This is a genomic window from Litoreibacter arenae DSM 19593 (assembly GCF_000442275.2).
GTDB classification, from domain to species: domain Bacteria; phylum Pseudomonadota; class Alphaproteobacteria; order Rhodobacterales; family Rhodobacteraceae; genus Litoreibacter; species Litoreibacter arenae.
In genome coordinates, this window is sequence record NZ_KE557306.1 from 1,275,841 (window position 1) to 1,301,718 (window position 25,878).

Annotated in this window: 27 protein-coding genes; 16 read left to right on the plus strand and 11 right to left on the minus strand. The window is 60.0% G+C overall.

Annotated features, from left to right (window positions below):
- Positions 1-19: 19 nt before the first annotated feature.
- Positions 20-787: a hypothetical protein gene (locus THALAR_RS06330; RefSeq protein ID WP_021100671.1), complete on the minus strand. Its 768-nt coding sequence runs from the start codon at positions 785-787 to the stop codon at positions 20-22.
- Entirely contained in the window at positions 784-1,773 is a 990-nt protein-coding gene (gene dusA / locus THALAR_RS06335) for a tRNA dihydrouridine(20/20a) synthase DusA (RefSeq protein ID WP_040817311.1), read from the minus strand. Before dusA ends, THALAR_RS06330 begins: the two co-directional genes overlap by 4 nt.
- A 113-nt stretch (positions 1,774-1,886) precedes the next feature.
- Here dusA and THALAR_RS06340 point away from each other — a divergent pair, with 113 nt between their 5' ends.
- Positions 1,887-2,975: a site-specific integrase gene (locus THALAR_RS06340; protein ID WP_021100673.1), complete on the plus strand. Its 1,089-nt coding sequence runs from the start codon at positions 1,887-1,889 to the stop codon at positions 2,973-2,975.
- Between the two features lie 89 nt (positions 2,976-3,064).
- On the plus strand, positions 3,065-4,255 hold the full coding sequence (locus THALAR_RS06345) for a hypothetical protein (protein WP_021100674.1): 1,191 nt from the start codon (positions 3,065-3,067) through the stop codon (positions 4,253-4,255).
- Between the two features lie 74 nt (positions 4,256-4,329).
- Here the strand turns inward: THALAR_RS06345 and THALAR_RS06350 are convergent, their stop codons facing one another.
- Positions 4,330-5,019, minus strand: a complete 690-nt coding sequence (locus tag THALAR_RS06350) for an RES family NAD+ phosphorylase (RefSeq protein WP_021100675.1) — start codon at positions 5,017-5,019, stop codon at positions 4,330-4,332.
- Positions 5,016-5,405, minus strand: a complete 390-nt coding sequence (locus tag THALAR_RS06355) for an antitoxin Xre-like helix-turn-helix domain-containing protein (RefSeq protein ID WP_021100676.1) — start codon at positions 5,403-5,405, stop codon at positions 5,016-5,018. The genes THALAR_RS06350 and THALAR_RS06355 overlap by 4 nt, the downstream gene beginning before the upstream one ends.
- Positions 5,406-5,575: 170 nt before the next feature.
- Between THALAR_RS06355 and THALAR_RS06360 the strand changes: the two genes are divergently transcribed.
- The 5 genes from THALAR_RS06360 (at position 5,576) to THALAR_RS06380 (ending at position 11,598) form a co-directional block, all read left to right on the plus strand.
- The gene (locus THALAR_RS06360; protein WP_021100677.1) at positions 5,576-7,705 is read left to right on the plus strand and encodes a ParB/RepB/Spo0J family partition protein; all 2,130 of its coding nucleotides are present in this window, start codon (positions 5,576-5,578) and stop codon (positions 7,703-7,705) included.
- Positions 7,706-7,805: 100 nt separating this feature from the next.
- The gene (locus THALAR_RS06365) at positions 7,806-8,849 is read left to right on the plus strand and encodes a DUF7146 domain-containing protein (RefSeq protein WP_021100678.1); all 1,044 of its coding nucleotides are present in this window, start codon (positions 7,806-7,808) and stop codon (positions 8,847-8,849) included.
- Between the two features lie 251 nt (positions 8,850-9,100).
- The gene (locus THALAR_RS06370) at positions 9,101-10,027 is read left to right on the plus strand and encodes a DUF2493 domain-containing protein (protein WP_021100679.1); all 927 of its coding nucleotides are present in this window, start codon (positions 9,101-9,103) and stop codon (positions 10,025-10,027) included.
- A gap of 118 nt (positions 10,028-10,145) precedes the next feature.
- Entirely contained in the window at positions 10,146-10,598 is a 453-nt protein-coding gene (locus tag THALAR_RS06375) for a hypothetical protein (protein WP_021100680.1), read from the plus strand.
- Positions 10,599-11,259: 661 nt separating this feature from the next.
- Positions 11,260-11,598 (plus strand): DUF736 domain-containing protein, encoded by a 339-nt coding sequence (locus THALAR_RS06380; protein ID WP_021100681.1) that lies wholly within the window; start codon positions 11,260-11,262, stop codon positions 11,596-11,598.
- Between the two features lie 219 nt (positions 11,599-11,817).
- Here THALAR_RS06380 and THALAR_RS06385 read toward each other — a convergent pair whose 3' ends face one another.
- From THALAR_RS06385 to THALAR_RS06405, 6 genes are all read right to left on the minus strand, one after another.
- Positions 11,818-15,669 carry an SIR2 family protein gene (locus THALAR_RS06385; RefSeq protein WP_021100682.1) on the minus strand — a complete coding sequence of 1,284 codons (3,852 nt, stop codon included), beginning with the start codon at positions 15,667-15,669 and terminating at the stop codon, positions 11,818-11,820.
- Between the two features lie 186 nt (positions 15,670-15,855).
- On the minus strand, positions 15,856-16,161 hold the full coding sequence (locus THALAR_RS06390; protein ID WP_154666749.1) for a hypothetical protein: 306 nt from the start codon (positions 16,159-16,161) through the stop codon (positions 15,856-15,858).
- Between the two features lie 164 nt (positions 16,162-16,325).
- Complete coding sequence (locus THALAR_RS18350) at positions 16,326-16,646, minus strand: hypothetical protein (protein ID WP_154666750.1); 321 nt, start codon at positions 16,644-16,646, stop codon at positions 16,326-16,328.
- Complete coding sequence (locus tag THALAR_RS06395; RefSeq protein WP_021100684.1) at positions 16,643-18,418, minus strand: hypothetical protein; 1,776 nt, start codon at positions 18,416-18,418, stop codon at positions 16,643-16,645. The genes THALAR_RS18350 and THALAR_RS06395 overlap by 4 nt, the downstream gene beginning before the upstream one ends.
- Positions 18,415-19,518, minus strand: coding sequence for a DUF4123 domain-containing protein (locus THALAR_RS06400; RefSeq protein WP_154666751.1), 1,104 nt, complete (start codon positions 19,516-19,518; stop codon positions 18,415-18,417). Before THALAR_RS06400 ends, THALAR_RS06395 begins: the two co-directional genes overlap by 4 nt.
- Before the next feature lie 471 nt (positions 19,519-19,989).
- Positions 19,990-21,372 (minus strand): IS1182 family transposase, encoded by a 1,383-nt coding sequence (locus THALAR_RS06405; RefSeq protein ID WP_021100686.1) that lies wholly within the window; start codon positions 21,370-21,372, stop codon positions 19,990-19,992.
- 148 nt (positions 21,373-21,520) lie between these two features.
- Between THALAR_RS06405 and THALAR_RS06410 the strand changes: the two genes are divergently transcribed.
- Positions 21,521-21,790, plus strand: a complete 270-nt coding sequence (locus THALAR_RS06410) for a hypothetical protein (RefSeq protein WP_021100687.1) — start codon at positions 21,521-21,523, stop codon at positions 21,788-21,790.
- Positions 21,791-21,888: 98 nt separating this feature from the next.
- Positions 21,889-22,197: a type II toxin-antitoxin system RelE/ParE family toxin gene (locus THALAR_RS18675; RefSeq protein ID WP_040817314.1), complete on the plus strand. Its 309-nt coding sequence runs from the start codon at positions 21,889-21,891 to the stop codon at positions 22,195-22,197.
- Between the two features lie 10 nt (positions 22,198-22,207).
- On the opposite strand, the gene THALAR_RS06420 is transcribed toward THALAR_RS18675, so the two are convergent.
- Positions 22,208-22,429: a helix-turn-helix domain-containing protein gene (locus THALAR_RS06420; protein WP_021100688.1), complete on the minus strand. Its 222-nt coding sequence runs from the start codon at positions 22,427-22,429 to the stop codon at positions 22,208-22,210.
- Positions 22,430-22,569: 140 nt separating this feature from the next.
- On the opposite strand from THALAR_RS06420, the gene THALAR_RS06425 reads away from it, so the two are divergent.
- The 7 genes from THALAR_RS06425 (at position 22,570) to THALAR_RS18050 (ending at position 25,854) form a co-directional block, all read left to right on the plus strand.
- A complete protein-coding gene (locus THALAR_RS06425) occupies positions 22,570-22,842 on the plus strand; it encodes a DNA -binding domain-containing protein (protein WP_021100689.1) in 273 nt (90 codons plus the stop codon).
- Between the two features lie 131 nt (positions 22,843-22,973).
- Positions 22,974-23,144, plus strand: a complete 171-nt coding sequence (locus THALAR_RS18355; RefSeq protein ID WP_021100690.1) for a transcriptional regulator domain-containing protein — start codon at positions 22,974-22,976, stop codon at positions 23,142-23,144.
- A gap of 28 nt (positions 23,145-23,172) precedes the next feature.
- The gene (locus tag THALAR_RS06430; protein WP_051153592.1) at positions 23,173-23,718 is read left to right on the plus strand and encodes a DUF2285 domain-containing protein; all 546 of its coding nucleotides are present in this window, start codon (positions 23,173-23,175) and stop codon (positions 23,716-23,718) included.
- A gap of 176 nt (positions 23,719-23,894) precedes the next feature.
- Positions 23,895-24,176 (plus strand): helix-turn-helix transcriptional regulator, encoded by a 282-nt coding sequence (locus THALAR_RS06435; RefSeq protein ID WP_021100692.1) that lies wholly within the window; start codon positions 23,895-23,897, stop codon positions 24,174-24,176.
- 4 nt (positions 24,177-24,180) lie between these two features.
- The gene (locus tag THALAR_RS06440; protein ID WP_021100693.1) at positions 24,181-24,639 is read left to right on the plus strand and encodes a DUF2840 domain-containing protein; all 459 of its coding nucleotides are present in this window, start codon (positions 24,181-24,183) and stop codon (positions 24,637-24,639) included.
- Positions 24,609-25,157 (plus strand): S26 family signal peptidase, encoded by a 549-nt coding sequence (locus tag THALAR_RS06445; RefSeq protein ID WP_245622354.1) that lies wholly within the window; start codon positions 24,609-24,611, stop codon positions 25,155-25,157. Before THALAR_RS06440 ends, THALAR_RS06445 begins: the two co-directional genes overlap by 31 nt.
- Positions 25,150-25,854, plus strand: a complete 705-nt coding sequence (locus THALAR_RS18050; RefSeq protein ID WP_021100695.1) for a lytic transglycosylase domain-containing protein — start codon at positions 25,150-25,152, stop codon at positions 25,852-25,854. Before THALAR_RS06445 ends, THALAR_RS18050 begins: the two co-directional genes overlap by 8 nt.
- The last annotated feature ends 24 nt before the right edge of the window (positions 25,855-25,878 follow it).

Sequence of the window (25,878 nt, forward strand, 5' to 3'; positions counted from 1 at the left end):
TGCGCCTGCGGGCGCCGCGTCAGGCCAGCCAGTCGGCGATATCTTCAAGTTCGGGGCGGAAATAGGCGATCATGCGGCCTTCGGGCGGGGCCGTGTCGCCATCACGCCACGGCGCGACCCCATGCAGCGCAAGGCGATGTATCACATAAGCTTCACCCGGTAACGCACTGATTTCAATTCTCTTACACGTCTCGAAGCATTGCTTTCGTGCTGCTTGGTAGGTCTCGGTCACGTCCTGCGCAGCCCAGTCTTGCGGCGGGACGTCCTGCAACCGCGCCGTGAACGCCTCGCGCATGATCTCGTGGCTGCCCTCCCACACCACCATCGGGCTGGCGCTGGCCTCGTTCAACGGCAACCCCAGCACGAAGCCATGCGGCTCGTCCACGTGGCGGCGCTTGTCGACGCCAGTGGCTTTCAGCCCGTCTACATGCGCCGCGTCACGGTCGCGGCGAAACCGGAAGGCGGCGGGCGTCTCGGCATCCGACGGCTTCGGGTAGCCCTCGTAGATTACCGAGACCTGAGCGCTGTCGAACGGCGTCATCAGCCCCTCGGCCCGCAAGAAGTCAATCGCAGGGCCAGCCAAGGGCGGGCCATCCGGCAACCGCCCCTGCCCGTCATTGGGCAACAGGTTGACGCCAACGAACCATGTCCCTCCGCAGCGCAGCCAGTCACCGGCAAAGCGCGGGTCTTTCGTCAGGGGAACAGCGATCTTTCGCGCATGTGCGGCCCACGCGGCCGTCCCCTCGTCACGGTCGAATTTCACCCAGCCTTTGGCCGCGAAGCTCACGCCGCCTGAGCCATCTGCACGGCCTCCAGCGCCTGCAACACGAGCGCAGGGCCTGCGTCCGGCTTGTGCGCCCCCTCCGACAGGATGCGCCGCCATCCGCGTGCGCCGGGCTGGCCTGCAAACAAGCCCAGCATATGGCGCGTCACCTGCGCCAGCTTGCCGCCCGCGTCCAGATGCGCCTCGATATAGGGCAGCATATCGTGGACCACATCAGCGCGGGTCTTGGTCTGCGGGGCGTCGCCGAAGACAAGCTCATCAACGTCCGCAAGAACGTCCCAAGGCTGATGATAGGCGGCGCGGCCATACATCAGCCCGTCGAGCGTTTCCAGATGCGGCAGCCCCGCCTCCAGCGTTTCCAGCCCGCCATTGAGCGAGATATGCAGGTCGGGAAACGCCTCTTTCATGCGATGCACGATGTCATAGTCCAGCGGCGGGACGTCGCGGTTTTCCTTCGGGCTGAGCCCTTGCAGCCACGCCTTGCGGGCGTGAATTGCCACGCGGGTGACGCCTGCATCGCGGACGCGCGACAGAAAGTCGGGCAGCACGGTTTCGGGGTCCTGGTCGTCCACGCCCAAGCGGCACTTTACCGTGACCTCGACCGGCTGCGCCTCGATCATCGCCTTCACGCAATCGGCCACCAATGCCGGACGCTCCATCAGCACCGCACCGAAGCAGCCCGATTGTACGCGGTCCGACGGGCAGCCGACGTTGAGGTTAATCTCGTCATACCCCCTCTCGGCGCAGAGCCGCGCGGCGTCTGCCAGCTCATCCGGCTCGGAGCCTCCAAGCTGCACAGCCACGGGGTGCTCCACCGGCGAGAAGTCGAGCAAATGAACCGCCCCGCCGCGTACCAGGGCGGGTGCTGTGACCATCTCGGTGTATAGCAACGCGTGCCTTGTGATAGCGCGGTGGAAAACACGGCAGTGACGGTCGGTCCAGTCCATCATAGGGGCACAGGATAATCTAGCGTGTTGATTTATTTGCATTTTTTGTGTATCTTCAAACTGTTGGTGGCGGATGCTGCTACGCTGGAATACGCCCCAATATCCCCGAATTTGCCCCTCTACGACGACTCATTGCACACACAGCGCACACGAAAATGGCCTCCATCACCAAGCTCCCCTCCGGTGCCTACCGGGTCCAGATCAGACGAAAGGGCCGCTACGCGAGCGAGACGTTCCTCCGCCGCGACGACGCCCATCGTTGGGCCCGCCAGGCGGAGACCCGGGTCGATCAAGGGCTGGCGCCGAACAAGTCGTCCGTATCCCGCCTCCAGACCTTTGGCGACCTCATCGAGCTTCATATAACCGATATGTGCGAGGTAGGGAAACCGCCGCGTCGCAGCAAGGCCGCCACGCTCACGACGCTCAAGCGCGATCTAGGCAAGGAGAAGATCGGCCACCTCGACCGGCAGAAGCTGATCGACTACGGCAAGATGCGCGCAGAGCAAGGTGCGGGTCCGGTGACTCTCGGGATCGATATCGGGGTGGTCAAGATGATCATAACCCACGCGGCAGCCGTGCACGGGCTCGATATCTCTCCGGAACCGGTTGATCTGGCGCGCGTCGCGCTCAAGCGTCTCGGCCTGATCGGCAAGGGCACAGAGCGGGATCGTCGCCCTACCATCGATGAGTTGAACCGCCTCTTCCGTTGCTTCGATGACAACGAACGCCTGACGACACCGATGACGCGGATCGTGAAGTTCGCGGTGGCCACCGCCATGCGGCTCGACGAGATCTGCCGCGTCGAATGGACCGATCTCGACGTCGAGCGCCGGATGCTCATGATCCGCGACAGAAAGGACCCGCGCAACAAGACCGGGAACGACCAGCGGATCCCACTCTTCGCCGCCACGGGGTTCGATGCCTGGGCGTTGGTCACCGAACAGGCCAAGGAACTCGGGCAAGCTAGAGGTCGGATTTTTCCCTACAACTCGAGATCGGTCGGAACCGCCTTCCGGCGCGCCTGCGTCGAGGTCAGCGTGAAGGACCTGCATTTCCACGATTTGCGCCATGAGGGCACAAGCCGCCTGTTCGAGGCCGGCTTCGCCATCGAGCAAGTCTCGCTGGTTACCGGCCACAAGGACTGGAAGATGCTGCGCCGCTACACCCATATCCGCCCGGAAACGCTGCACCGGCTCGCCGCGTCGCGCGCCCCTTCCCCGCTTGAGCCCCGCGCAGCCGAGTGATCGGAGAGACAGAGGGGAGCCGTCCCGGCCCGTGACGGGTTTGGAGGTCGAGAGAGAGGCTTTCGGCCGCCCGTCGCGGAGGTTTTCCAATGAACAGCGAAATCATCGATGCCGGGCGTGACATCAGCGGCGGCTACAAAGTGGATGTGTCGCGCGGCACGAATGTGGACCGCGTGTCGTCCGAATGGTTCTCGCGGCCGGATGACGAGCGGTATCTGTCGCTCGACGATCTCTTTGCGTCCGTCAAAGGTCGGGCGGAGCGGAGCCGGACGCGCACGGTGGAGAGTGCGGCGATCCGGGTCGAGGCGCATCGCGACGACCCGGAGAAGCTGGGCCTTGTCCTGCCCGGCGCGGATGAACCCATCGCGCCGACCCATTGGTCCTTCGGCCAGATCTCGAGCCTCGTCGGCGCGCCCGCGGCCTATCTGCGGCAACTTCCCGCGCCTCTGGCGGGGATCAACCTGCAATACGGGCTGACCAACCACCGGGCCGAGCAGATCAAGACCATGGAAGTCGCGGATGGCCGCACGGAACTGCGCGCCGTGACCGGGCCCGACTATGGCCGCATCTACGACCATGAACTGGTCTCCGCCGTCCAGCGCATCGCAGGCAACGGCACCGGCGACACGCGCTGGAAGGTCCCCGGAGTGCTCGATTGGTCCACCGGCATCTACAACCCGCGCGTGGACGTGACGAAGGAGACGACGACGCTCTACGCCTCGGACCGGGACGTGTTCCTGTTCCTCGTCGATGACCTGAACCCGATCAAGGCGGGGCTGCTGCCCGACGGCTCGCCTGACCTCTATTTCCGGGGGTTCTACTGCTGGAACTCGGAGGTGGGCGCCAAGACGCTCGGCATCGCCAGCTTCTACCTGCGCGCGGTCTGCCAGAACCGCAACCTCTGGGGCGTCGAGGACTTCCAGGAGATCACGATCCGGCATTCGAAATATGCCGCCTCCCGCTTCGCCCACGAGGCCGCCCCGGCACTCGCCCGCTTCGCCGAGTCCTCGCCCGCACCGTTCATCGACGGCATCCGTGCGGCACGTGAGAAGATCGTCGCGCGCACCGACGAGGACCGTCAGGACTTCCTGCGCAAGCGTGGGTTCTCGAAGGCGGAGACCGGGCGGATCGTCGAGACGGTCCTTGCCGAGGAAGCCCGCCCGCCCGAGAGCGTCTTCGACTTCGTGCAAGGGATCACGGCGGTGGCCCGGTCCAAGCCGCAGCAGGATGCGCGGCTGGTCATGGAGGGGAAGGCGAAGGCGTTGTTGGAGAAAGCCTAATTGCGTTGAATATAAATTCAGATCAACGACCTAACGAGATAAACTCAAGCACTGAATGAAGATTTCGAGGGGCGTTATAGCCCCTCGATCGTGAACTCGGGTGCACCTTGCCAGACCAGCTTCCAGCTCGCGCCAGGGCGGACATTCTGGATGATCCCCGGATCGAAGGCGACGAAGCACCGCCCGCCCGGGTGGCGCACGGAGGGGTAGATCAGTCCACGATGCCCCTCTGCCCTCAAGTCGGCGGCAAGGCGCTGCCCGGCCGGGTAGCCCCGCTCGGGGACCGGATCGAGCGCCGGATGCGCCTCCCCGTGCAGATCCGGGAAATCCCCGATGAAATCCGCCAGCAGTTCCACGTAGCGGGCCTCGTCCTCGTAGCGGCCGATGAAGCCCAATTCACGGGTCCGGTGAAACCCAACTTCCTGCGCGCTCGTCAGCATGTCCCAGGCGCAATACCACGCGCCGCGCTCGCCGGTGTTGAACCGGTTGCCCGAGGGGCGCGTGTAGGTGAAGGCCGCGTTGATATGGCTCTGACCGTAAAGGGTCAGGTCATGGGACCGCCGCGCGAAGGCCAGTTCGCGACGGTCGAGCGCGGGGCTGCCCTGCGCTTCGGCGATCAGGCGAGCACTGGTCTCGCCTTCGATCTCGGCGAGGATGTCCGCCTCCTCGTCGCTGTCGACCAGCCCCCGCAGCACCGGGGGCTTGTGATGGGTCTCGGAGATCAGCCGGACAAGGGCGCGATCGTTGACCGACGTGATCCTCAAACCCCGCCCCTAAGCGCGTCGACATAGCCCCGCACGCGTAGGATCTTGGGCAATCCCCCTTCGATCATCGCGTCAACGGGCCGCGCACCGTCGAACTCGGGACCTCGGTTGGGCAGCTTCGCCCACTCCCGCGAGATCGGCTCGTTGAAGTAAAGCTCAAGCGACTTGTAGAGGCCGATCAGCGCGCTCAATCGCAGCATCTGGTCCCGCGTCAAATCCCCCGCAAAATCAGGCTTCTTCGCCCGCTTCCAGGTCGACTCCGACATGTCCGCCAGTGCCGCCGCTTCCCGCAGGGTGAGCGACCAGGCGTCCGCGATCCGCGTGAAGGCCTTGAGCGCGACCCCCTGCCGATCCGGCGCAGGACGTTCCAGAACAACGTTTTCCATGTGTTGGCGCTCCTTCCTAGTTTGATTGATAATATAAGGTCATATGGATTGCTTTGCAAGTCCATATGAGCTCTGTGCTGCCTCGAGAGTTAGAGGGGTGCCGGTTTTTCCGTGACGGGTTTGGAGGTCGGGAGAGAGGCTCCCGGCTGACCCGTCGCGGAGATATCCCGATGACAAAGCAACAGAAAATCACCCTCAGCGCCTCGCGCGACATCCCCTTTAACAAGCTGATGCTCAGCCAGTCGAACGTGCGCCACGTCAAGGCGGGCGTGTCGATCGAGGAACTGGCCGAGGACATTGCGCGGCGGACGCTGCTCAGCTCCATCACCGTGCGGCCGGTGCTGGACGACAGCGGCACCGAGACCGGCATGTACACGATCCCCGCCGGCGGGCGGCGGTTCCGGGCGCTGGAACTGCTCGTCAAACAGAAGCGCATGAACAAGACAGCACTTGTGCCCTGCATCGTGCGCACAGACGGGCTCGCCGAAGAGGACAGCCTGGCCGAGAACGTCCAGCGGGCACCCCTGCACCCGCTCGACCAGTTCCGCGCGTTTCAGGCGATGCGCGAGAAGGGCCGCTCCGAGGAGGAAATCGCCGCCGCCTTCTTCGTCTCGGCCAGTGTGGTCAAACAGCGGCTGAAGCTCGCCGCCGTCGCACCGTCGCTGCTCGACGCCTATGCCGAGGAGGAGATGACCCTCGACCAGCTCATGGCCTTCACGGTCAACCCTGACCACGCGCGGCAGGAGCAGGTCTGGGAGGCGCTGCAGCGGCATTATTCGCGGCAGCCCTACGAGATCCGCCGCATGCTGACCGAGGGCGCGGTGCGTGCCTCGGACAAGCGGGCACAGTTCGTGGGGCTGGACGATTACGTCGAGGCCGGGGGCGAAATCCTGCGCGATCTGTTCCAGCAGGACGATGGCGGCTGGCTGCAGGATGCCAGTCTGCTCGATGTTATGGTGCGCGAGAAGCTCACCGAAGAGGCCGAGGCGGTGCGCGCCGAGGGCTGGAATTGGGTCGAGGTGGATACCGAATTCCCCTATGGCCATACCTTCGGCATGCGCCGGATCCATGGCGAAGCGGTGCCGATGAGCGACGCGGAGGCCGCCAGCTACCAGGCGCTGAAGGCCGAATACGACGCGCTTGAGGCGGAGCATGCGGAAGCCGACGAGTTGCCCGACGACGTCGATTCCCGGTTGGGCGAGATCGAGGAGGCGATAGAGGCGCTCGAGGCGCGCCCGATCCGGTACGAGGCCGAGGATCTGGCGCTGGCCGGGGCCTTCGTCAGCATCGACAGTTCCGGGCGGCTGCGGGTCGAACGCGGCTATGTGTGGCCCGAAGACGAGCCGGTCGAGGAGGTGGAGGACGCCGACGAGGTCGCACCGCAAGCGGCGCCGGTCGAGGACACCGACGATACCGTCACTTCCACCAAAGACGAGGAGGAAGAGGATGACGGCCTCAAGCCGCTTTCCGACCGCCTCGTCATGGAACTGACGGCCCATCGCACGCTGGCATTGCGGAATGCGCTGGCCCAGGACCCGCAGGTCGCCTTCCTTGCGGCGCTGCACGCGATGGTCCTGCGGCTCTTCTACCGCTACGCCGTCGACAGCTGCGTCGAGATCGAACCGCGCAACGCGGCCTTCGGATCGCAGGTGCCGGGCCTCGGCGACACGGCCTATGCGCAAGCCATCGACCAGCGCCACGAGACCTGGGCGCGCAACCTGCCGAAGGCGCCCGAGGACCTCTGGGAGGCCCTGACCGAGTTCGACAGCTGCAGCCGCGAGGCGCTCTTCGCCCATTGCGTGGCGATGAGCGTAAATGCCGTCCACGACCCCTACCAGCGCCGTCCCCGCGCCATCGCGCATGCGGATGTGCTGGCCGGAACCGTCGGGCTCGACATGGCCAAGGCGGGCTGGACGGCGACCGGCGACAGCTACCTCGGCCGCGTGACCAAGGCGCGCATCCTCGAGGCCGTGCGCGATGCGAAGGGCGAAGATGCCGCTGACCGGATCGTCGGCCTGAAGAAGGCGGAGATGGTGACCGCCGCCGAGGACCTGCTCGTCGGCACCGGGTGGCTGCCCGACCCGCTGCGCACGCCGCCGCTGCCGGAAGAGGACGCGCCGGAGATCGAGTTGGTCGACGACACCGACACCGCCGATGGAGGACCTTCGGACGACGATCCCGAGACCGGCGAAGCGCAATCGGCGGAAGACGGCGGCGAACCGGCTATCGGAGATTCCGAACACTCCGGGGAAGATGATCCCGTCGCCGGTGACGCCTTCGCCCGGACAGCCGCCGAGTGACCTTCGAGCAGGTCGGAGCTCCTTCCCCCCGAGTTCCGGCAGCCGGGGTTCGCCAGAAATGGCGGGCCCCTTTTTCAATCCACGACAGGAGGCACAGAGCATGCACAGCCCCGCCGCCGACATCGCCCGCCGCCTTGCCGAAGATGCCGAGGCCGTCTGCCGCCACTACCTTACGAACGGGCGCAAACAGGGCCGCTACTGGATCGTAGGCGATGTGCAGAACACACCGGGCCGCAGCCTCTACGTTCGGCTGACCGGTCCGAACTCCGGCCTTGGTGCGGCTGGCAAGTGGACCGATTCCGCAACCGGGCAGCACGGGGACCTTCTGGACCTGATCGCCCTGAACATGGGTATCACCACGCTGAGGGACACGCTGGACGAAGCGCGCAGGTTTCTAAGCCTGCCGCAGACGGAGAGGCATCGCGCCAACAATTCGCCAACCTCTCGCGGCTCACCCGAGGCCGCGCGGCGGCTCTGGGCCATGGGCCGGCCGATTTCCGGCACATTGGCAGAACGCTATCTCGCAAGGCGCGGCCTCACCGGGCTGGGCCATCTCGACAGCCTCCGATTTCACCCGAACTGCTTTTACTGGCGCAAGGATCATGCGCTGACAGCCCCGCCGGAGACTTGGCCTGCCCTGCTCGCCAAGGTGACGGACCTCGATGGACGGCTCACCGGCCTGCACCGCACCTGGCTTGACCCCGCCACTGCGGACAAGGCCCCGGTCATTCCACCGCGCAAGGCGATGGGCAATCTCCTCGGCCATGGTGTTCACATCGGCAAACCGGTCAGCGTGCTGGCCGCAGGCGAAGGGCTTGAGACCATGCTCTCCCTGCATCTGGCCCTGCCGGAGTTGCCTGCGGTGGCGGCTCTGTCCGCCAATCATCTCGCAGCCCTGCAGCTGCCCGCCGATCTTCGCAGCCTCTACATCGCCGTCGATGCCGACCCGGCAGGCCTGTCCGCCGCGGACCATCTGTCGCATCGGGCCAGACAGGCCGGGATCGACGCGATCCACCTCTCCCCCTGTCTCGGCGATTTCAATGACGATCTGCGGGCCAATGGCCGCGACGCGTTGCGCGCGCATCTGCGTCCGCAACTGGCGCCCGAGGATGCCGTGACCTTCCTCGACCACGCCATCGATTGACCGGGATTGGCGCAGCCGGTCAGCGCCTCCGCGATCAAAGCCACGCCTTCCGGCCCTCCGAGAGCGGGCAAAACGGAGCAGAGCCCGGACGGGCCCGCAACGGCCTTGGCCGTCCTCCGCTGCGCTCCGGTTCCACCCCATCGCGTGGGCGCGACGGGGACCCCTGAGAATGCAGACCCGTCCGGCCCCCGCTTTTCCGTTGCCCGGGAAGGCCGCGAGAGGCGCGGTCTTCGACAACCGGAGACGACATCATGACCGACACACATCTTCAAACCCGATCCTCCACCGCCGTTGTGCTCGAGGAACTGCAGCTCTACGGCTGGCGCCCCTTCACCGACGAGCCCGATCCCCGCCCCTTGCCGGAGCCCGACGCCATTCGCACCGCCGTCGTCGACATTTTCGACGCGCTCGTCTCGACGCTGTCCGACACGCGGTTGGAGCCCGACCTCGAAGACCTGCTCTGGTCCACCACGAACCTGTTTCACCGCACATCGACGCGGATAAACCGTGAGCTCGACAGCAACGAACAGGCGCAGAAACGGGCGCAGCGCGAACAGGACGGCTCCGAGGTCCGCTCGGTCGAACTGGAAACCCTGATCGCGGAGGGCATCACGCTCATCGAGCGGCGCAATGCCTTTGAGGCAATGCGCGATCTTGCCGCCGAGGGCTTCGAGACCCATCTCGGCCAGACCTGGCATCCGCGCACGGGCAGCCATGTGAGCCACCGCGCCCTAACCGCCTCTTTGATCGACAGCCGCGATCATCTCACTGCGAAGCGCCGGGCCGATCTGGAACCGCTCCTGCCCCAAGGCACAAAAATCGCATTCACCGGTGGGCTCGATTGCAACGATCATGCTGCCATCTGGGCTGCGCTCGACCGCGTCCACACGAAACACGCCGACATGGTTCTGTTGCACGGCGGCGCACCGCGCGGGGCCGAACGCATCGCCGCCGCCTGGGCCGACAATCGCAGCGTGGCGCAGATCGTCTTCAAGCCCGACTGGACGCGGCACGGCAAGTCGGCCCCCTTCAAGCGCAACGACCAGTTACTCGACACCCTGCCCATCGGGCTCATCGTCTTCCCGGGCTCGGGTATCACCGAAAATCTCGCCGACAAGGCCCGCGCGATGGGCATTCCCCTCTTCGACTTCCGGCCGAAAACCGCCCCACCGGCATGACCGGATTTCCGCCGACGCCCGCCCCGGACTCTCCCGGGGCGGGCCGTTTTCTGCTATGATCTGCCCGTGCCAATGGAGGAGGTGGCGGCGCGATCCTTGTTCTCGAAAGGAGTGCCTCATGTTTTTCTCCACCCTCTTCACGCTGTTCGGCCTTGGTGCCCTCTGCTGGATCCTGTTCAACCTGGCCGTCTACGCCCTGCCCTTCGCGATCGGCCTGACGTCCGGCATGTATCTGTATGAAACGGGCCAAGGCGTCTTTCTGTCGATCATTGCGGGCCTCTTCATCGGCGGCTTCGTCGCCGCTCTGGGGGAATTCGCCTTTGACCGCATCCGGTACGTTCCTCTCAAACTCGCCATCGGCCTGATCTACGCGGTCCCCGCTGGGATCGCCGGGTTTCATGCGGCAAAGGGTCTTGCCGAATTCGGCAGCGCGGGCGCTGCGACCATCATCTTCCTGTCTTGGCTGGGCGCGCTGGTCGTGGGCGGGACCGCTTGGGCGCGGGTATCGGGCTGGTCCGAGGTCAACGCCATGTCCGACCCGCATCCGCACAAGTCTTTCGACGAACACTGAACGCCCTGTGAAGCTTGCGCAGCAGCATGCCGTCAGTGACTTCGTCAGCATGCCCAGCGACCGATTGAGGCAACAGCAGGTCTCGATCCTGGCCGCCACCGTAGCGTTGCGGTTGGGCAGGACCGGCTGAGCAAAGCCAGATCGCCGAAACCCAGATTGTGGCGCATGGCCCCGGTCTTGCATGCACTTGGATCGCCGGCAGACCGAACATCACGGCAGACAAACACAGACACGGCGAGAGGGGGCAATCCCGGAGTAGCGTGGCACGTCCGGGACATGCACCGTTTCCGCCTGCACGCTAGAACCTGTCTTTTGACGACGCATGCTGCCGGGATCTTGCGCGGTCCAAAGGTAGCCTGTCATCCCCTCTTCCATGGCATGACGCCACGCGTCCCTTGCGGGCCTCTCAGCGGCTGATCTGACCGGGATCGGCTGACGCCTCGACCGCCTTGGCCGCAACGGCCGGTCCGGACTTTCTTCCCCTGGCGCCCCCGAAAAGTATCGGGTCCGCCATTCCTCGCGGCACAAGAAAGACCGGCCTTGCCGTCCTCCGCTGGCGCTGCGGGCCACAGTGGCTGCGTCGGCGGATCGTCCCGGTCCTGACGATCGCCATCGAGGCCGCGAAGGGCGCGGGCTCGGACAAGCCAAAAGGAGATATGAAATGGCCACCATCGGAACCTTCAAGAAGACCGGCAGCGAATACGTCGGAGAGATCGTCACCCTCAGCGTTCAGGCGAAAGCCGTCCGCATCGTCCCCGAGGACAGCACCCCCAACGACAACGCCCCCTCCCACCGCGTCTTCGTCGGCCGTGCCGAGATCGGCGCCGCCTGGTCCAAGCGCTCGACCGAGGGCCGCGACTACCTGAGCCTCAAGCTCGACGACCCGAGCTTCACCCAGCCGATCTACGCCAACCTCTTCGACGACACGGTGATCGAAGGCGGCGAAGAGACCTTCAGCCTCATCTGGTCGCGCCCCAACACCCGCCGCAACGGCGACTGACAGCAGACCGCCCCGCCCAGGATCGCCGGGCGGGGTGACCTTTACTCATCTTGTACTGACCGCGAGCGACTCGCGGTTATACTTGACCGCAACGGGTCCGGCCCAAACCAGCCACTCCACCTCAGTCTATGATTCTGCAGTCGCAGCCCGCATTGCGGACTTTCGCTACAACGTAATGGTGCCGCCAGTGATCCGGCGAAGCCGACATTCAAAGCTTAGTCATCTTGAATTCCAGCGCCTGTTCAACTCCACCCACCTAGGATCCACTCGAAGTGATGGATCCGCAACAGCAATGCGCTCGATGGTTGCGTCTATCTCGTAGGGCCAAATGTTCGCGTCTTCGGGAAGGGCCAAGTGCAGGATTTCAAGTACGCGCTCTGGGTACTTGTCGACTATGTTCCCTTCACCACGCCGGATAGAAGGCAACATGATTTGATCGCGCTCGATCTTGCTGATCAAAGGCAATATCGCGTCTGAAATTGCGATGAAACTATCTTCATCGGAGAACGCAAGTTCGATCAGGCGCGCCGAATTGTGGGGGGTCCGGGCAGCTTTTTGAATGGGCCAGACCTGGCGTAGAAAACGTTCTCGGAGCGGCTTCCAATGCTCTCCACTCTCGCCGTCCTCTTTGCTCCACCGCTCAAGCTGCCACAATACGCGCGAGCGAAAACGATCCCCCGCGTCGAACAAAACCTTGCGGAACTCATCGTCAGAAACGCGCTCCGCGCCCGTCTTTGGATCTGGGCGCCCCCAGCTTGCCAGCACCAGTCCGGCTAGCTTGTCACGGTTGCTCCGCTCCTCGTAGGTCTGACCAGCAGCCTTCGCAAGCAAATGCGGCTTCAAGACTTGAAACAATTCAAAGTTTGGCAGGTTGCGCGCACCCCATAGATAGCCGGTCCACCAGGCTTCTAAGGTTTCAGCGTTGTTTGTTTTCAGGACAGAAAGAAGCTTCTCTTGCGTCCACCTGGAATCGACGTAGTGGAACCAGTTCAAGTGATAGCTAAAAAAGACCAGGGCGAAACGGCCATTGTCGCCGGGCAACGCCAAAGCGCGCTCAACCATTACACTCCATTCAGCGGGTAGTCCTTGGTTTTGCTCAAGGCTCTGGCGGCGCGGATCGTGATACAATGCTTGGGCAATTTTTCCCGCAGGCGAGTTTAGAGCTTCTGTCGCCCAATCAGGATCGCGATTTCCGCGAACAACACCAGAACCGCCCGCATCTGGATTGTCGCTCATGAAATCGAGCAGGCGCGTAGCCAACCGCTCAAAGATAGGCACACATGCTTCGGGGAGATTTTCAGAAGTTGAAAGAAACCATTCGGACACAGGGTATACGATATCCTTCAATTCGTCGTGTCCCGCCGAGATGACAAGTTCGGCTATAAAGTTCTTTAAGCGGCTATTGTCGTCTTTTCGGTTCTCCGAATGCAGAAAGCGCCGCCAAGCCCATTCCGGGTACCCGCCGCGCTTGGCTTCCAGCCGCAACGCAGAAAGCGCCATGATCGGATGTCTCGCGCACAAACCCGCGAATGGATCGTAGTCAACGAGTGCCAGCCCGGTTCTTCCGCCGATTTCCTTTGCTTTTGCCAGTACGTTGGATAGTGGCTCTGACAGAAGACCGCTATGCTCTGTTTCGGTACGAACCGATCCGCCACGGCTTTCCCACGAACGATCAGCGTTTTCGGCATGTTCCGGTGACCAATCGGGGGCCGCGTTTTGAAGCCGTCTAATTTCTTCGTCGTAATTGACGTTCAGGTTGCATCCCTTCGAACGCAGCCAATGAAGGCGTTCGGCAATGCTCCAAGCCTTCCGCTGCACGAATTCGTGCTCTGGTTCATTTTCCCAACGTTCCCGGCCCTCTAGGATACGCGCTTCGATCCGTTTTGTTACGGGAATTGGCAATGTTCCCCAACGCTCTTGCAAAGTAAGCAACAGGTCGCGTTGGTGTCGGATGTTCCAAAACGCATCCCGGCTAACCAATTCAAAGAACTGATTAAAAGCTTCGTTGGGAACAAGCGTTTCGAACCGGCTTGCCCATATCCGCAACCGGGCAAACACGTTGTCGTCGTCTGTGGGCCATGTCGAAGTTTCCCTTCGTGCTTGCTCAATATCCAGTTCCGCAAGCCGTTCGAACAGAGCGGCATAGGACAACACAGCACCAGTAAAACCTTCCTTGCGTGCGTAGTCGCTTATGTCTGGGTCGTCCGAAGGCATGATTGGCGGAATGTCCAGCCATCTGTAGTGTCCACGCTCAGTCTCCAGCTGAATTCCAATGTCCAGATTGCGCTTCAAGGCCGAAACCACATCGGGTAACCAATCATCCGGTATGTCGATTTCGGGGCTGTCTTCTGTGCAGGCCACATCCAGAAGGATCAAATCGCCAAGGCCCGTTTCTTCATCGGCCTGTGGTGCCACTGAAGAGCGGAAATAGTTGTGTCCTGCCGTCATACGTGGCCGCGAAAGCTTCTCGTACTTTCGAAACGTTATACTGTTCCAGTCCACGACTTTGGTTTCATTCGCAAAGCGGTACCAATCAAGGCGGTCTGCGTCTGCTCCGGATCGCCAGTGGTCGAAAAGATAGTGCCAAGCTTGGAGAATGTGCGGAGCACAATCGGCGTCGGCCCTTTCCAAGTTCCATCGAATCCGTTGCTGAATGCCGCCGTGCAGGCCGCTTTGCCGTGCGCCCCACCATACGGCAGCATTTTGATTGGCGACCTTTCCAACCCAAAGCCCAAGAATACCGATCCTATCTGGCAATTGCCCTGCGTAGAGGGACTGGCCACCGCGCATTGGCGTAATTTGTTCGTCCCGCAGTTCCAGTCGGTCTCGACGGTTGAGCGCAAACGCATCCCACGCAGTCGTTGGAGTTTCGCGTTTTGCATAGTGGTCGTCCGGGGGAATGGGCGCAGGCACAATGTCGCTTGCCAGCCCATACAGAGCGAACGGATTGGCTTCGTATCCGATTTCATCTTTTTTCGGCTTTGCATAACGAATTGCCGGATCAAAGACACATAGCCAAGTTGCGGGCGCAGGCGGATCACTTTCAAGGAATTTGCGCGCACCCTCCTTCGTAGAAACCAAGTGCGCGACTTGTTCGCGTTCGAAGGGCGAAAGGGTTTCGGGGCCGTACTGGGCCATCGCTATGGTCTTTTCCTGCCAACCTTCCGGGTCTTTGGCGCGCCGAGCCCACTCCTCAAGGGTATCCCACAAGTTTGCGTAGTCGTCCTTGGAGAACGGGATTGCGGTCACACCCTTGTGCTCCCAGCGGGACGTCGCATCGTCCGCGTCACCCGACTGAAAGGCGTAGACCTCATCCAACCGTCCGTTTGATTTGTTCAGGGCCTCCAACAGATATTGTACTGGAGGGTCGTCCGCGTTGTAGCCAACGAACACCACGGAATAGCGATCGATCACATCTTTGAAGAAGCGGGTTGCCCAACCTTCTGCAAGGTATGCACGCCCGAATTCAGCGCTCGACAAAACGAACCCATCGCCCTCAGCCCCATCGTAGTCACGCGTCGCACGGCCATGCAGATAGACGATCCCATGCAAGTCCCCCGGTCTTGCCGGGTCGGGTAGCCTTGGCGGCTGCCACGCCTCCAATCCTCGCCCGCAATCATCAAACAATCGGTCAAAGTTGGTCGTGACTAGCTTCGTTACACCATCCTTGGTCGTGGCAAGGTCCAGCAGAATTTCATGTGCCGACAGGTCCACACCCTTCTCAGGGTCGAAATCCTTCACCTTTTTGGGATCAAGCGCTTGCGCAACCGCGGATACAATGTCCCTTTCGAGGAAGTCGCGCTCAAGTAGGCCGAAAACGCGGTCGGCTGAAATCAAACCCGGAACGCCGGTCTGCTTTTCCACTCTATTAATTTCGGCGAGAACCTTCGCGGCAAGAGAGTCGTCTTCGACGCGCAATGCGTTCAGAACGTCTTTCGATAAGCCCCCGAAATCCGGCAGATTCGCTTTCGCCCGTGAAACACCCGCACCACAGAAAAATACGACTCGGCCTTCATCCAGGGCCAGAAGCAATTCATCTGGTATGTCCGGGCCATCTTCAATGAACTGCACTAGTCAACCCGCCCATTTCTCTTTCAGGTTGCCTATCAAAGCGTGCTTCGTTCTGCAATTGAGATCGGCTCTCCGTGAAAACAACAAAGCTGTCATGTCCGCTTTTCCATGGGCTGCTTTTCACTTTGTAAATGCAGCGAATGTCCGGATCCCGCCCTTCGAGGCCGAGCTCGCAGTACCAAGGTTCTATCTATTCCAGTATTTTGCAATGTCAGGCTCTTCACCATTCTCAAACGCGAACCTGTAAACATCCTCGAAGAAACGACGAGCGACGTCGCCATTCTTTGCAGTACAGCTTGTTGCAGCATGAAATTCAGCCAGTCCCAGCCTATGTTCGCTCAACAAGAACGCCATATCTGTTTTAGCTTTTTCTTGATCCAGAGTAGGCATTGAAGCCAAATCCTCTAACAACTGTTCGGGATCGTAAACATTTGCATTGAAGTACACGAGTAGAAAAGAAATATCACTATAATGAGGTTGATGCAAAGTCATGTTAGCTCCGATGTATCAAGGATTGGGGTACATGGAAATAAGACGGACATTTCTGCCTTCTTTTCTAAATACCGCTACAATTTTTGCATCAAAACCAAATACCGTAGGGTTGTCGTGCAGGTCATAAACCTTCAAACGTCTTTGAAAGTTATATCCAAACGCTTTTACAATAAAATTTCACCAACGTCGGGTTGCGGCTTGTTCGGATCAACAACAAAAAGTGCTAGTGACCTAAGAAATTCTCGTGCGGCAATTTCATCGCGAACATCGTCACCAATACGCTGACCTAACCATTCTGCAACCTTGTTCTCCGAACTGACTAGAGCATGTAACTCGTGTTCAACGTCTCGCCTGTCGCGATCTGTCCAACCGTTCATATATGCGTGGGCATCGGGCTCTTCTTGATCAGGCTCCAGAGTTTCTGGATGAAAGGCGCCCAAAAGAGTGCGTAGACGGGTAGATATAGGGAACGTGTCGCTGATCATGGCTCTGGATACATTGTTATAAGTTTGATGATACCATTTTCGCGCTTAAATCGCACGACTACTTTGGCATTTGCCGAGAAAACTGTACGAACGACAGTCGGTTGCCTCCCAGTCCGACCAGATGCACGAGTAAATCCTCTCACTCGGGCTTGGAAGTTAGGGCCGAAAATATCTGACATTGGGATTTCAACTTGTTGGCGATCAAGAGCAGAATTGCCCTTAAAGGACTTAAAGTCTGGGTGCTTCAGAGCTTTCTCGTATGCACGGACGTAATCGGCAGGAGTATGGAACTTAGTCGAGTGTTTACCGACACCTCGAATACGCCCCCTTCGGTCTCTTGGATGCATACGACCTGTCGCAGGATCTTTGCCTCGATACACTCGGTCAAAGAGAGCTTTGTCGGTAACATCACCTTCGTGCCTCTGCGGTCCATGTCCTTGTCTGGCTAGGTCATCAAGCTTTCCTCTATAGTATCGGGTCCGACGAAACAGCTTCTGAGTGCTATCCACAATCCCAGTTCTGATTTCGTTGATGCTCTGTCTCAGTTTTTTAGCTAGATCTCCGATCAAATTGACAATCGGCCTTAGCTCATCAAGAAATGAAAGTAGTCTTGATACGTGTTGTGAGCCTTTGATTAAGGATCGCAATTTCGACGCGATCCCTGCGCATCTTTGCGCTAATATGACTGATCCAGCTCCCGAGCTCAATGCTCCAATGAGTATTGTAATCACCCAGATCAAAACCTCTGGAATCACAAAGCCGACGCCTTCGCCAATTACCTTTGCCCAGTAATTTGGTGTCATAAGCATTATGCATCGCATTGCGGTATTCGCGATGAGACCCAAGACCGGTGTCCTTCGGATCATTTCGATCATGTCTCGAATCCAGTCAATACCATCGGCCATTGCATCCTTTAGCATCTTGCCAAAATCGCCGATTGCGCCGGGAATATCCTCTAAGCCTGTCAGGCTTTCCAACTCATTGACTACTCCATCGATATCGCCAATCAACAATGCGCGCATCAACGACGTGAGGTTTCCGAGGAAATCACCAACACTGGCAGAATTTTCACTAAACCACTCTGCAAGCGATTGGCCCGCGCGCATCCCTAATTTTTGAGCATGGATCATATATCCCAACGGGCCCAGCAAAAGTTCAGGGTTCGCTCTAGTGTACTGTTCGACCGCTGCTGCTGAACTCTTCAGTGCTCCCCAAGCTGATCCCCAAAAGTCCTTCTCTCCGTTCCACCAGTTAGCAATTCCTTTCCCAACTCCTTTATAATAGTCCGCTCCAGCGCCAAGTAGCCCATCACGTTCCCACTCATCGACATAAGGTTGGAATTTAGCGAGCATCGACTGCTCAAAGTTCCAAAGCTTGCCGACGATGTCTTGCTCGATGGCCCATGCATCATCTGCGGCAGACTTAATGTCTTGAGATGGATTAGTTGTTGCGGTTACCGCACCAGCCGAGAACGGAACTTCGCCATGCACAACCCCTCCAAGTTCCGAGCGCAAAGCACCGACACCAGAGGTCGCATCTTGCAGTCCGCGCGAGACAGGCGCTTCGGTGGTCAGTCCTTCAACAAGCGTCGCGCCGGACATATCGGTGAGCTTCACCTCTAAGTCGGTAATTGGAGTGTTCAGGGGGTCGTCATAGAAGAAGCGGACACCAACGGGGCGAGCGCAGATTTGACACTCCGACCCCATCTCGCCTGCATTTTTCATACCGCTATGCTCCGAGCGTGCAGTCACATCTCCCGGCTTCAGGCTCATGCTTGGGCCTCCCGTGTTCCAAGCTCGTCCATCCGGAGCTTGAGCGCTTTGAAGCGACTGACCTCTGGACCTTGAGATGCGCAAATGGACTGCAAGCGTCCATCCGGGTCTTTTTCGTCAAACTCAGGTCCGAAAAACAAAGCCCAAGCCGCTATCACGTGCAAATGCTCTTTGCGCTTGAAGCCGAAGTTCATAAATCTCGAGATTGCCGGACGCACATGGCGTTTGATCACCTCAGGGCTGTAAGCACTTAGTTCGGGTGCAAAGTCAGACTTCAAAGTGTGTGCCATCTCTTCGATGTGTCGATCTAGAGCGCTTAGCTTGAACGGTTCAAGTTCCCAGTCGGTGAGTGTAACAGGAGGCAATACGGCATTGCTTTCCAGCCGATCTGCGGCTGCACCATCAAATACACTGGCTTGCTTTCCAGCTTCCTCTTCAACCACAATAGTCCTCACAAGACCTTGTCCAAACCATTGCGCGGCCCGCAGCGGATCATGCTCAGTCGCCCGAAAATACACAGAAGCAATAGTGGCATCCCAAAACCGAAACAGAAACCAGCGCTCGTCGCGTTCGCGTTTGAGCTTCGTGAACTTGCGGAAGTGTCGCTTGAGCTGATCCAGAGTAGCCGAGGAAGTGAGAAGTATACCCGTCCCTTGCCCCCAGTGCTTGGCGAAGAAGTCGCGATGGAAGCGTGGGATCACGTCTCCGTTTAGGGTTAAGTCTACCAAGTAGGGCGCAACCTCTTTCTGTTCCTCCGCCGCATCACCGTTGAAAAGACAGGCAACTGGTACGTCCAGAACATCCAAATCAAACAACCCGACAACCGTAGTTCGAAGAGTAGGATCGACTAATAGGTATGTTCGCATTGGGTCTGCGTTGTCAGGGAAAAGCAGCGCTCGCAAAGTCGTTGGAAGCCAGTCGCCTGTGGTTGCTCGATCATCAATCACCTCGAAGACACTTGATGTCGATATCGGGGGGGCATTGCTGCGCGAATTGTTACCATCCAACGACCAAATATCTTCACTGTCGCCCTGCACTGTAAAACCTTTGAAAGAACTGCCGAGGATCGTGGCATCAATTGAATTTAGCAACTGCTTCAAAATACCGAACAGTCACGCCTAATGTATCGCCCATATTTCCACTAAGCTTGAGGCTGGGATTCCTTACTTGATCCAATCCCAGAAATCAGAAGCCTTCGATTCGATTGTGCATATTGGGCTTTCTATGCCGACTAACCGAACAAGGTTCTGAAGCCGCAAGAGTTCCAGCACATCCCTCAATCGGAATTTGCAATTGATGCTATGTGTGAGCGGCAAGATACTGTGAAGAGCAATGGCAAACGTATCGCTCAGATTACTTGCTCCGTCGGGTAGCAACAGGTAGTGGGTCGGAGGTTGCACACTAAAAAAATGTACTGCGAATGGCCGCTCTCCAGAGCGATCCCAGGTGCCTTCGCACTTGCAGCGAATGTCTGGTTCCCGCCGATTTCGTTGAAAAAGTCGTTCGGTTTTGTGCGTTGGGGATGGGCACGATACATATTTCGTTGAGCAGTCTGAGACGGCACCGCCTTTTTACCCTGCGGCAGGCACCATCGGCTTGAGCTTGGCCAATTTCCGAAGGTTCTGGGCGATCGCTGCGAGAGTAAATTCATCTTGGACGCCGCATGGGCCTCGTAATCGTAGCCGTCCCAGCCCAAGGATGCGTTTGAGATGGGCGAACAGCATCTCGACCTTCTTGCGCCGCTTCTGCGCTGTCGGGTTAAACTCTGACGCCGTGCATTGATGGGCAAATTCCCTGACTTCCTCAAACTGCTCACGAGTCACAGAACGCGCGTCCACTTTGGGACAACACTTCTCCTTGGCAGGGCAAACGCTGCAGACCATCTTGCTGGCTCGGTATTTGCGGCGTCCCGTTCGAGGCTGTTTGTTGCGCGGGTCTTTATGATATTGCCGCGTGCGTTTCAGCTCTGCACCTTCAGGGCAAAGATACCTGTCATTGTCTGCATCCCAAGTGAAATCGGATCGCGAGAAGGTGCCGTCACGGCGCGCAGATTTATCAAACACAGGGATGAAGGGGAGGATCTTTCGCTTGAGCGCAAGCCAAACCAAATTGTCTGCTGATCCATATGCGGTGTCCGCAGCGATCCAATCGGGCGTCACGCCAAAGCACTCTTGTGTACGGTCGATCATCTTACGCATTGCCCCGACCTCTGCGGTTTTGTTCGAGCGACTTGCGTCCACGTCCATGATAATCCCGTGATCGGTATCGATCAGATAATTGTCTGAGTAAGCAAAGAAAGCTGGTCCTTTTCTTGCGGCAGTCCATTGGCTCGCTGGATCGGCATGGGCCGTAAACTTTGGCTTGGCCGTCGTGGCAGCGCCAAAAGCCTCGTCATCCAGGGTGTCGAGATACTCGCGAACTGCACGCGGTGCATCATAGGGATCAATGTCTCGAGCCGCCCAATCATCGGGATTGCTGGAGTTCTGTTTCTGTACGTCAGCGCTGATCAAGCTGGCATCCACGGCAAAGCCCTGACCGCCGACAAGCCCTTCTTCCATGCAACGTGCCACGGTTGTCTCGAAGACATGGCGCAGCAGGTCACTCTCGCGAAAGCGGCCATGGCGGTTCTTGGAAAAAGTAGAGTGATCAGGGATACGGTCCGTTAGATCGAGACGGCAAAACCACCTGTACGCCAGGTTCAAATGAACCTCTTCGCACAGCCGGCGCTCCGAGCGGATGCCAAAACAATATCCCACCAACAGCATTCGGATAAGCAGCTCAGGGTCAATGGATGGGCGACCAGTATGGCTGTAGAAGTCCGCAAGGTAAGCCCGGATGCTGCCCAGATCGACGAACCGATCAATCGACCGCAGCAGATGATCTTGCGGGACATGATCTTCCAGCGAGAACTCGTAGAACAGCGCTGCCTGTGCTTCCTGCTTCGGTCCCAGCATCGCAACCCCTCCCACTCACTAACAGAATTGAATCAGCGATGCGCCTCGCAATCAAGGAAGAGTTTTTCAACGAAATCCGCCGTCCTCGAAGAGTTTGTTGGTCTTCAAGCCTTCGCCTATATGGCTAAGTCATACCTCGGAGCCCAGCATGACCGTCAAGACAACCATCAGCTTCACCGACCGCCACCATCGGTTCCTGACCGACAAGGTGGGCCAAGGTGACTTCGCCTCTCAAAGCGCGGCTGTGGCAGCGGCTCTGGAGCAGATGATGCGCGATGAAGAGGAACGCGAGCTGGCCCTTGGCGCGATGGCAGAAGAAATTCGGGCGCGGCTCGACAGGCCGCGTGCCGACTATGTCTCGGCGGAGAAAGCCTTTGCCGCCGCCCGGGCCCGCCTTCAGACCGCGCGCGAGGCGTGAGCCATCGCATCCGGTTCCATCCGGCGGTTGCGGAGGATCTAGACGCGATCATTCGCTGGCTGAACGATTATGTCGGCCCTCAATAGGCAGCGCGCAGGTTGGACGAGATCGAAGCAGCTATCGCTAGCCTTACCGAAATGTCCCAAAAGGGCAGCCGTCGGGATGGGATTGCGCCCAGGCTGCGCGGCATTCCTGCAGGCCGCAAGGCCGTGATCGCCTTCACTATCGACGATGATGCACGCGAGGTGCATATCCACGCCGTGACCTATGCCGGGGCCGACTGGATAAGGCACAGAAAAGCAAGCGGGAGAAAATGCACACCTCGGGCAGCCAACGAAACCAGTGCCACCAAGCAGCCCAGCGCCGTCGTCCAATCCAGCCGCCCAAATCAGATAGGGATTTCGTGATCTTGGAACCCTATTCGATTTCCGAGTGTTCTTCGATCAGGTTCGCTGGCGTCACATCCAGATGCGCTGCGACCCGCTGCAGGGTTTGCAGTGTGACGTTTTGTTGGCCGCGCTCCATCGCGCTGACATGGGCGCGGTCGACATCCATCGCCGCCGCCAACGCGGCCTGTGTCAGCCCGCGCAATTGGCGGTAGTGCTTGAGATTCCTTGCAAAAACAACGCGGATGTCCATCCGCGAGTAAAGAACCTATCGCGTATTTTGGTGCGACGTATTATAATACTCATCTACAGTTTGACTGACCGCAATCCGACCTTGCACATGCAATCTGATGTGCTGTTATGAGCCTTAACGCCCAACGGCGAGGGGAAATCATGTCTGCCACCGGCACCACGCCGATCGCTGATCTCGCACCACAAAGCGATGACCTGACCGATTACGACCACGCGCATATGACGCTGTATTTGCGTCTGTATGATGCCGCTGAAAGCGGTGCCAGCCTGCAGGAAGTCGGTGAGATTCTTTTCGGTATAGATGCCGCCAAAGAACCAGAGCGTGCCAAAAGGATGTATGACAGCCACCTCGCCCGCGCTCGTTGGATGACGGAGCACGGCTATCGCAAGCTGCTTGAGGGCGGTAACGGCTGAACTTCGCCTTATCCGTAAGACATCGGCGAACACCCGCGCAGGTTGCGCAGGGCAACCGTTCTTGCCGTCGTCTTGGCGCGTCACCAAGCTATACTAATTGTCCATCGAAACAGCTGACGCGGAGCTTCGCCATGACCAAAGATTGGCAAGACGAAGCGGCTTACAAGCATTTCGACAGTCTCGACCTGTCCGGGCTGGCCTGGGAATGCTTGCGCCGCAATTCCGACTATCGCGCCTATTACCCGCAAATGCGGGATGGATTGAAATCACCGGCCGCATGGGGGTTGCGATTTCCCGGTTGATCCGGACATCGACGCACCCAAAGCACCCGTGTTCTGGACGCCTTCGATCGCCCCGGCAGCGGTCGGGTATGCTGTGCCGGTCCCCGGCGGCGACACCGCCGCGCCGCACATCGATGCAGATGATCTGACCGTCATCGGAACGCAGGACGGCTTGATGTATGTGCGCCTCGCAACAGGCGCGTTGCTCGTTCTGGATGCCAAGAACCTGCACCGGCCCCTCGGCATCCTGGTGCCGCTGGACGACCATTGGACGGCACGCATCAACTCGCTCGAGTCGCTCCGCGTGCAATTGCTTCATCACAAAAGATCCCCTCCGCCGCTGACGTCGCAGCAGCGACGGCGCATCCAGCTTGCATTGCGCACGCTCGACGCGCGCCGGGATCGTGCCAGCTATCAGACAATCGCGGGGCATTTGTTCGGCGCAGAAGCTGTGTCCCGCGAGCATTGGAAGACCAGCTCCCTCAAGGCCCAGATCACCCGACTGTCGGCCCATGGCACGCATCTGACCACCAAAGGCTATCGCTTTCTCCTTCTCGGCAAAGGACCCACGGGGCGCTCCAAGCCGCGCAAGTGATCACCGCGCGATCTCCGAAAATCGAACCCTCATCAGTCCCGGATCCTGTTGGCCTTTGGGGGTGACGTTCTCGCGCCGCGATCTTCGTCATCCCTTCCCATGGCCCGTCTGCGTTTTGATGACCTCCGACAGCCCGCGACGCGCCGTCGCGAGGCCTAGCCACCGGAGATGCTCAAATGCCCGACCCAAATGAAGGACTACCGCCCCGCTACCTCAGAACCCCGGAAGCCGCCCGATTTCTCGGCCTGTCTGGCCGTACGCTGGAGAAACACCGCACCTACGGGACCGGCCCGCGCTATTCGAAAATCGGCGGACGTGTCGTCTACGCGGTCGACGATCTGCAAGCCTGGGTCACGAGGGGCGAGAAGACCTCCACCTCGGACGAGACCGAAGATCGCGTTCTGCCTGCCAAACGCCATGCAGCCGTTTCGCCGGCCTATCTGCGGCGGGGGCGCTGAGCCGATGCAGACACGTGTCCACCTCACCTGGATCGAAGGGCGCATCGAGCGCTGGATCCGCTTCGGTCGGATGGCCGGGGAAACCATCCTGACGCGCACGGAAAAGCGCGTGGCCTTCGCCCCCGGCGCAATCTTCGCGCTCGTCCGCTGGTCGTCGAACGACCACGGCACTGTTGAAAGCCGGATCGACATTCTGCGCGCCGTCGATGCAGGCGAGCCCTGCTCGACGGTGCCCTGTGTCACGCCAGGCGGAGAGCTTTTGCTGCGCCTCTCCGGCTGGCCCAAAGTCGAGGCGGCGCTTCGGTCCGTCGATATCGTGGAAAGCTATGGCATCGCGCCGGAAGATGTCTGCCCCGATCATTGGCGGCACGTCCACAACCGCCTGACCGCGGCAATGGAGCCCCGTCCCTACACCCCTGCCCGGCATGCGGCATGGCTCAAACGACGCATGGTGACGACATGAGCGCGGCGGCCCCTCCCCTCCTCGCGGTCGGTTTGTCCCTCGGTCTGCTCGCAGCCGCACAGATCGACCGCGCACCGCGTCTTATCTGGAACGCCTCAGCAAGCGTGCCGGTCGGACTTTACGTTGTTCGAGCGTCAAACCCGCCATCGCTGGGCGATCTTGTTGCCGTGCGCCTGCCGGAAGACCTGTCATCCTGGGTGGTTGAGCGCGGTTATGTCGGTGCGGATACCTTGCTGTTGAAACGCATCGCGGCCGTCTCCGGCATGAACGTCTGTCGCGATTGTCTCGATATCACCCTCGACGGTACCGTTTTTGCCGAGGCAGCATCGGCTGACCAACAGGGCCGCCCGCTTCCCCGTTGGACGGGATGTGTCACGCTCGGCTCGGACGAGGTTTTCCTGCTCCTTGCTGGTGTCGCAAACAGCCTCGATGGACGCTATTTCGGGCCTTTGTCAGCGGACACGATCCTCGGGCGTGCCATCCCTCTTTGGACATTTGGAGGGGCGGCAGATGCGTAGTCTTGAACGCGGTCACTGCCGTCAGCACGCGGGCGTCACGACCGCGCTTGTACTGATCCTCTGCACGCCGATCACCATGGCACCGTCCGCCGTGATCGCTCAGGACCGCAGTGTTCCAGCATCTGAGCAGCAAACCATCGACATCCATATCTCAGAAGCCGCGCGCTGGTTCGGCATCCCGCAGCCCTGGATCCGTGCCGTTATGGAGGTCGAGAGTGCGGGCAATCCGCGCGCGGTGAGCCACGCGGGCGCCATGGGGCTTATGCAGATCATGCCCGGCACCTGGACCGAATTGCGCGCAGCCCACCGGCTTGGCGATGACCCCTTCGATCCACGCGATAACATCCTGGCCGGTACCGCCTATCTACGGCAGATGTACGACCGGTTCGGGTCGCCCGGTTTTCTCGCGGCCTACAACGCTGGTCCTGCACGGTACCAGAACCACCTTGATACCGGACGCGCCCTGCCGCTTGAAACTCGCAATTACCTCACCATCCTCGCGCCACTCATCGCCGATGGGACCGACGTCGCGCGGGCAGTCAGCCGCCCGCACAGGACGGAGGACTGGCGCGACGCCTCGCTGTTCGTGGCAACGGCTGAGGCGGGTCAAACCCCGGGTGATGACACCCAACGGATTGCGTCTGACGCATCTCAATACGGCATCTTCGTGCCTCTCAGCCGGGGGCGAACGCCATGATCCGCGGAATCGCACCATGGAGAA

Bases quoted from the DNA above. Each gene is read 5' to 3' on its own strand.
- dusA (WP_040817311.1), bottom strand. From the start codon at position 1,773: ATGCAAATAAATCAACACGCTAGATTATCCTGTGCCCCTATGATGGAC.
- THALAR_RS06340 (WP_021100673.1), top strand. From the start codon at position 1,887: ATGGCCTCCATCACCAAGCTCCCCTCCGGTGCCTACCGGGTCCAGATC.
- THALAR_RS06345 (WP_021100674.1), top strand. From the start codon at position 3,065: ATGAACAGCGAAATCATCGATGCCGGGCGTGACATCAGCGGCGGCTAC.
- THALAR_RS06355 (WP_021100676.1), bottom strand. From the start codon at position 5,405: ATGGAAAACGTTGTTCTGGAACGTCCTGCGCCGGATCGGCAGGGGGTC.
- THALAR_RS06360 (WP_021100677.1), top strand. From the start codon at position 5,576: ATGACAAAGCAACAGAAAATCACCCTCAGCGCCTCGCGCGACATCCCC.
- THALAR_RS06365 (WP_021100678.1), top strand. From the start codon at position 7,806: ATGCACAGCCCCGCCGCCGACATCGCCCGCCGCCTTGCCGAAGATGCC.
- THALAR_RS06370 (WP_021100679.1), top strand. From the start codon at position 9,101: ATGACCGACACACATCTTCAAACCCGATCCTCCACCGCCGTTGTGCTC.
- THALAR_RS06375 (WP_021100680.1), top strand. From the start codon at position 10,146: ATGTTTTTCTCCACCCTCTTCACGCTGTTCGGCCTTGGTGCCCTCTGC.
- THALAR_RS06380 (WP_021100681.1), top strand. From the start codon at position 11,260: ATGGCCACCATCGGAACCTTCAAGAAGACCGGCAGCGAATACGTCGGA.
- THALAR_RS06390 (WP_154666749.1), bottom strand. From the start codon at position 16,161: ATGACTTTGCATCAACCTCATTATAGTGATATTTCTTTTCTACTCGTG.
- THALAR_RS18350 (WP_154666750.1), bottom strand. From the start codon at position 16,646: ATGATCAGCGACACGTTCCCTATATCTACCCGTCTACGCACTCTTTTG.
- THALAR_RS06395 (WP_021100684.1), bottom strand. From the start codon at position 18,418: ATGAGCCTGAAGCCGGGAGATGTGACTGCACGCTCGGAGCATAGCGGT.
- THALAR_RS06405 (WP_021100686.1), bottom strand. From the start codon at position 21,372: ATGCTGGGACCGAAGCAGGAAGCACAGGCAGCGCTGTTCTACGAGTTC.
- THALAR_RS06410 (WP_021100687.1), top strand. From the start codon at position 21,521: ATGACCGTCAAGACAACCATCAGCTTCACCGACCGCCACCATCGGTTC.
- THALAR_RS06420 (WP_021100688.1), bottom strand. From the start codon at position 22,429: ATGGACATCCGCGTTGTTTTTGCAAGGAATCTCAAGCACTACCGCCAA.
- THALAR_RS06425 (WP_021100689.1), top strand. From the start codon at position 22,570: ATGTCTGCCACCGGCACCACGCCGATCGCTGATCTCGCACCACAAAGC.
- THALAR_RS18355 (WP_021100690.1), top strand. From the start codon at position 22,974: ATGACCAAAGATTGGCAAGACGAAGCGGCTTACAAGCATTTCGACAGT.
- THALAR_RS06435 (WP_021100692.1), top strand. From the start codon at position 23,895: ATGCCCGACCCAAATGAAGGACTACCGCCCCGCTACCTCAGAACCCCG.
- THALAR_RS06440 (WP_021100693.1), top strand. From the start codon at position 24,181: ATGCAGACACGTGTCCACCTCACCTGGATCGAAGGGCGCATCGAGCGC.
- THALAR_RS06445 (WP_245622354.1), top strand. From the start codon at position 24,609: ATGGCTCAAACGACGCATGGTGACGACATGAGCGCGGCGGCCCCTCCC.
- THALAR_RS18050 (WP_021100695.1), top strand. From the start codon at position 25,150: ATGCGTAGTCTTGAACGCGGTCACTGCCGTCAGCACGCGGGCGTCACG.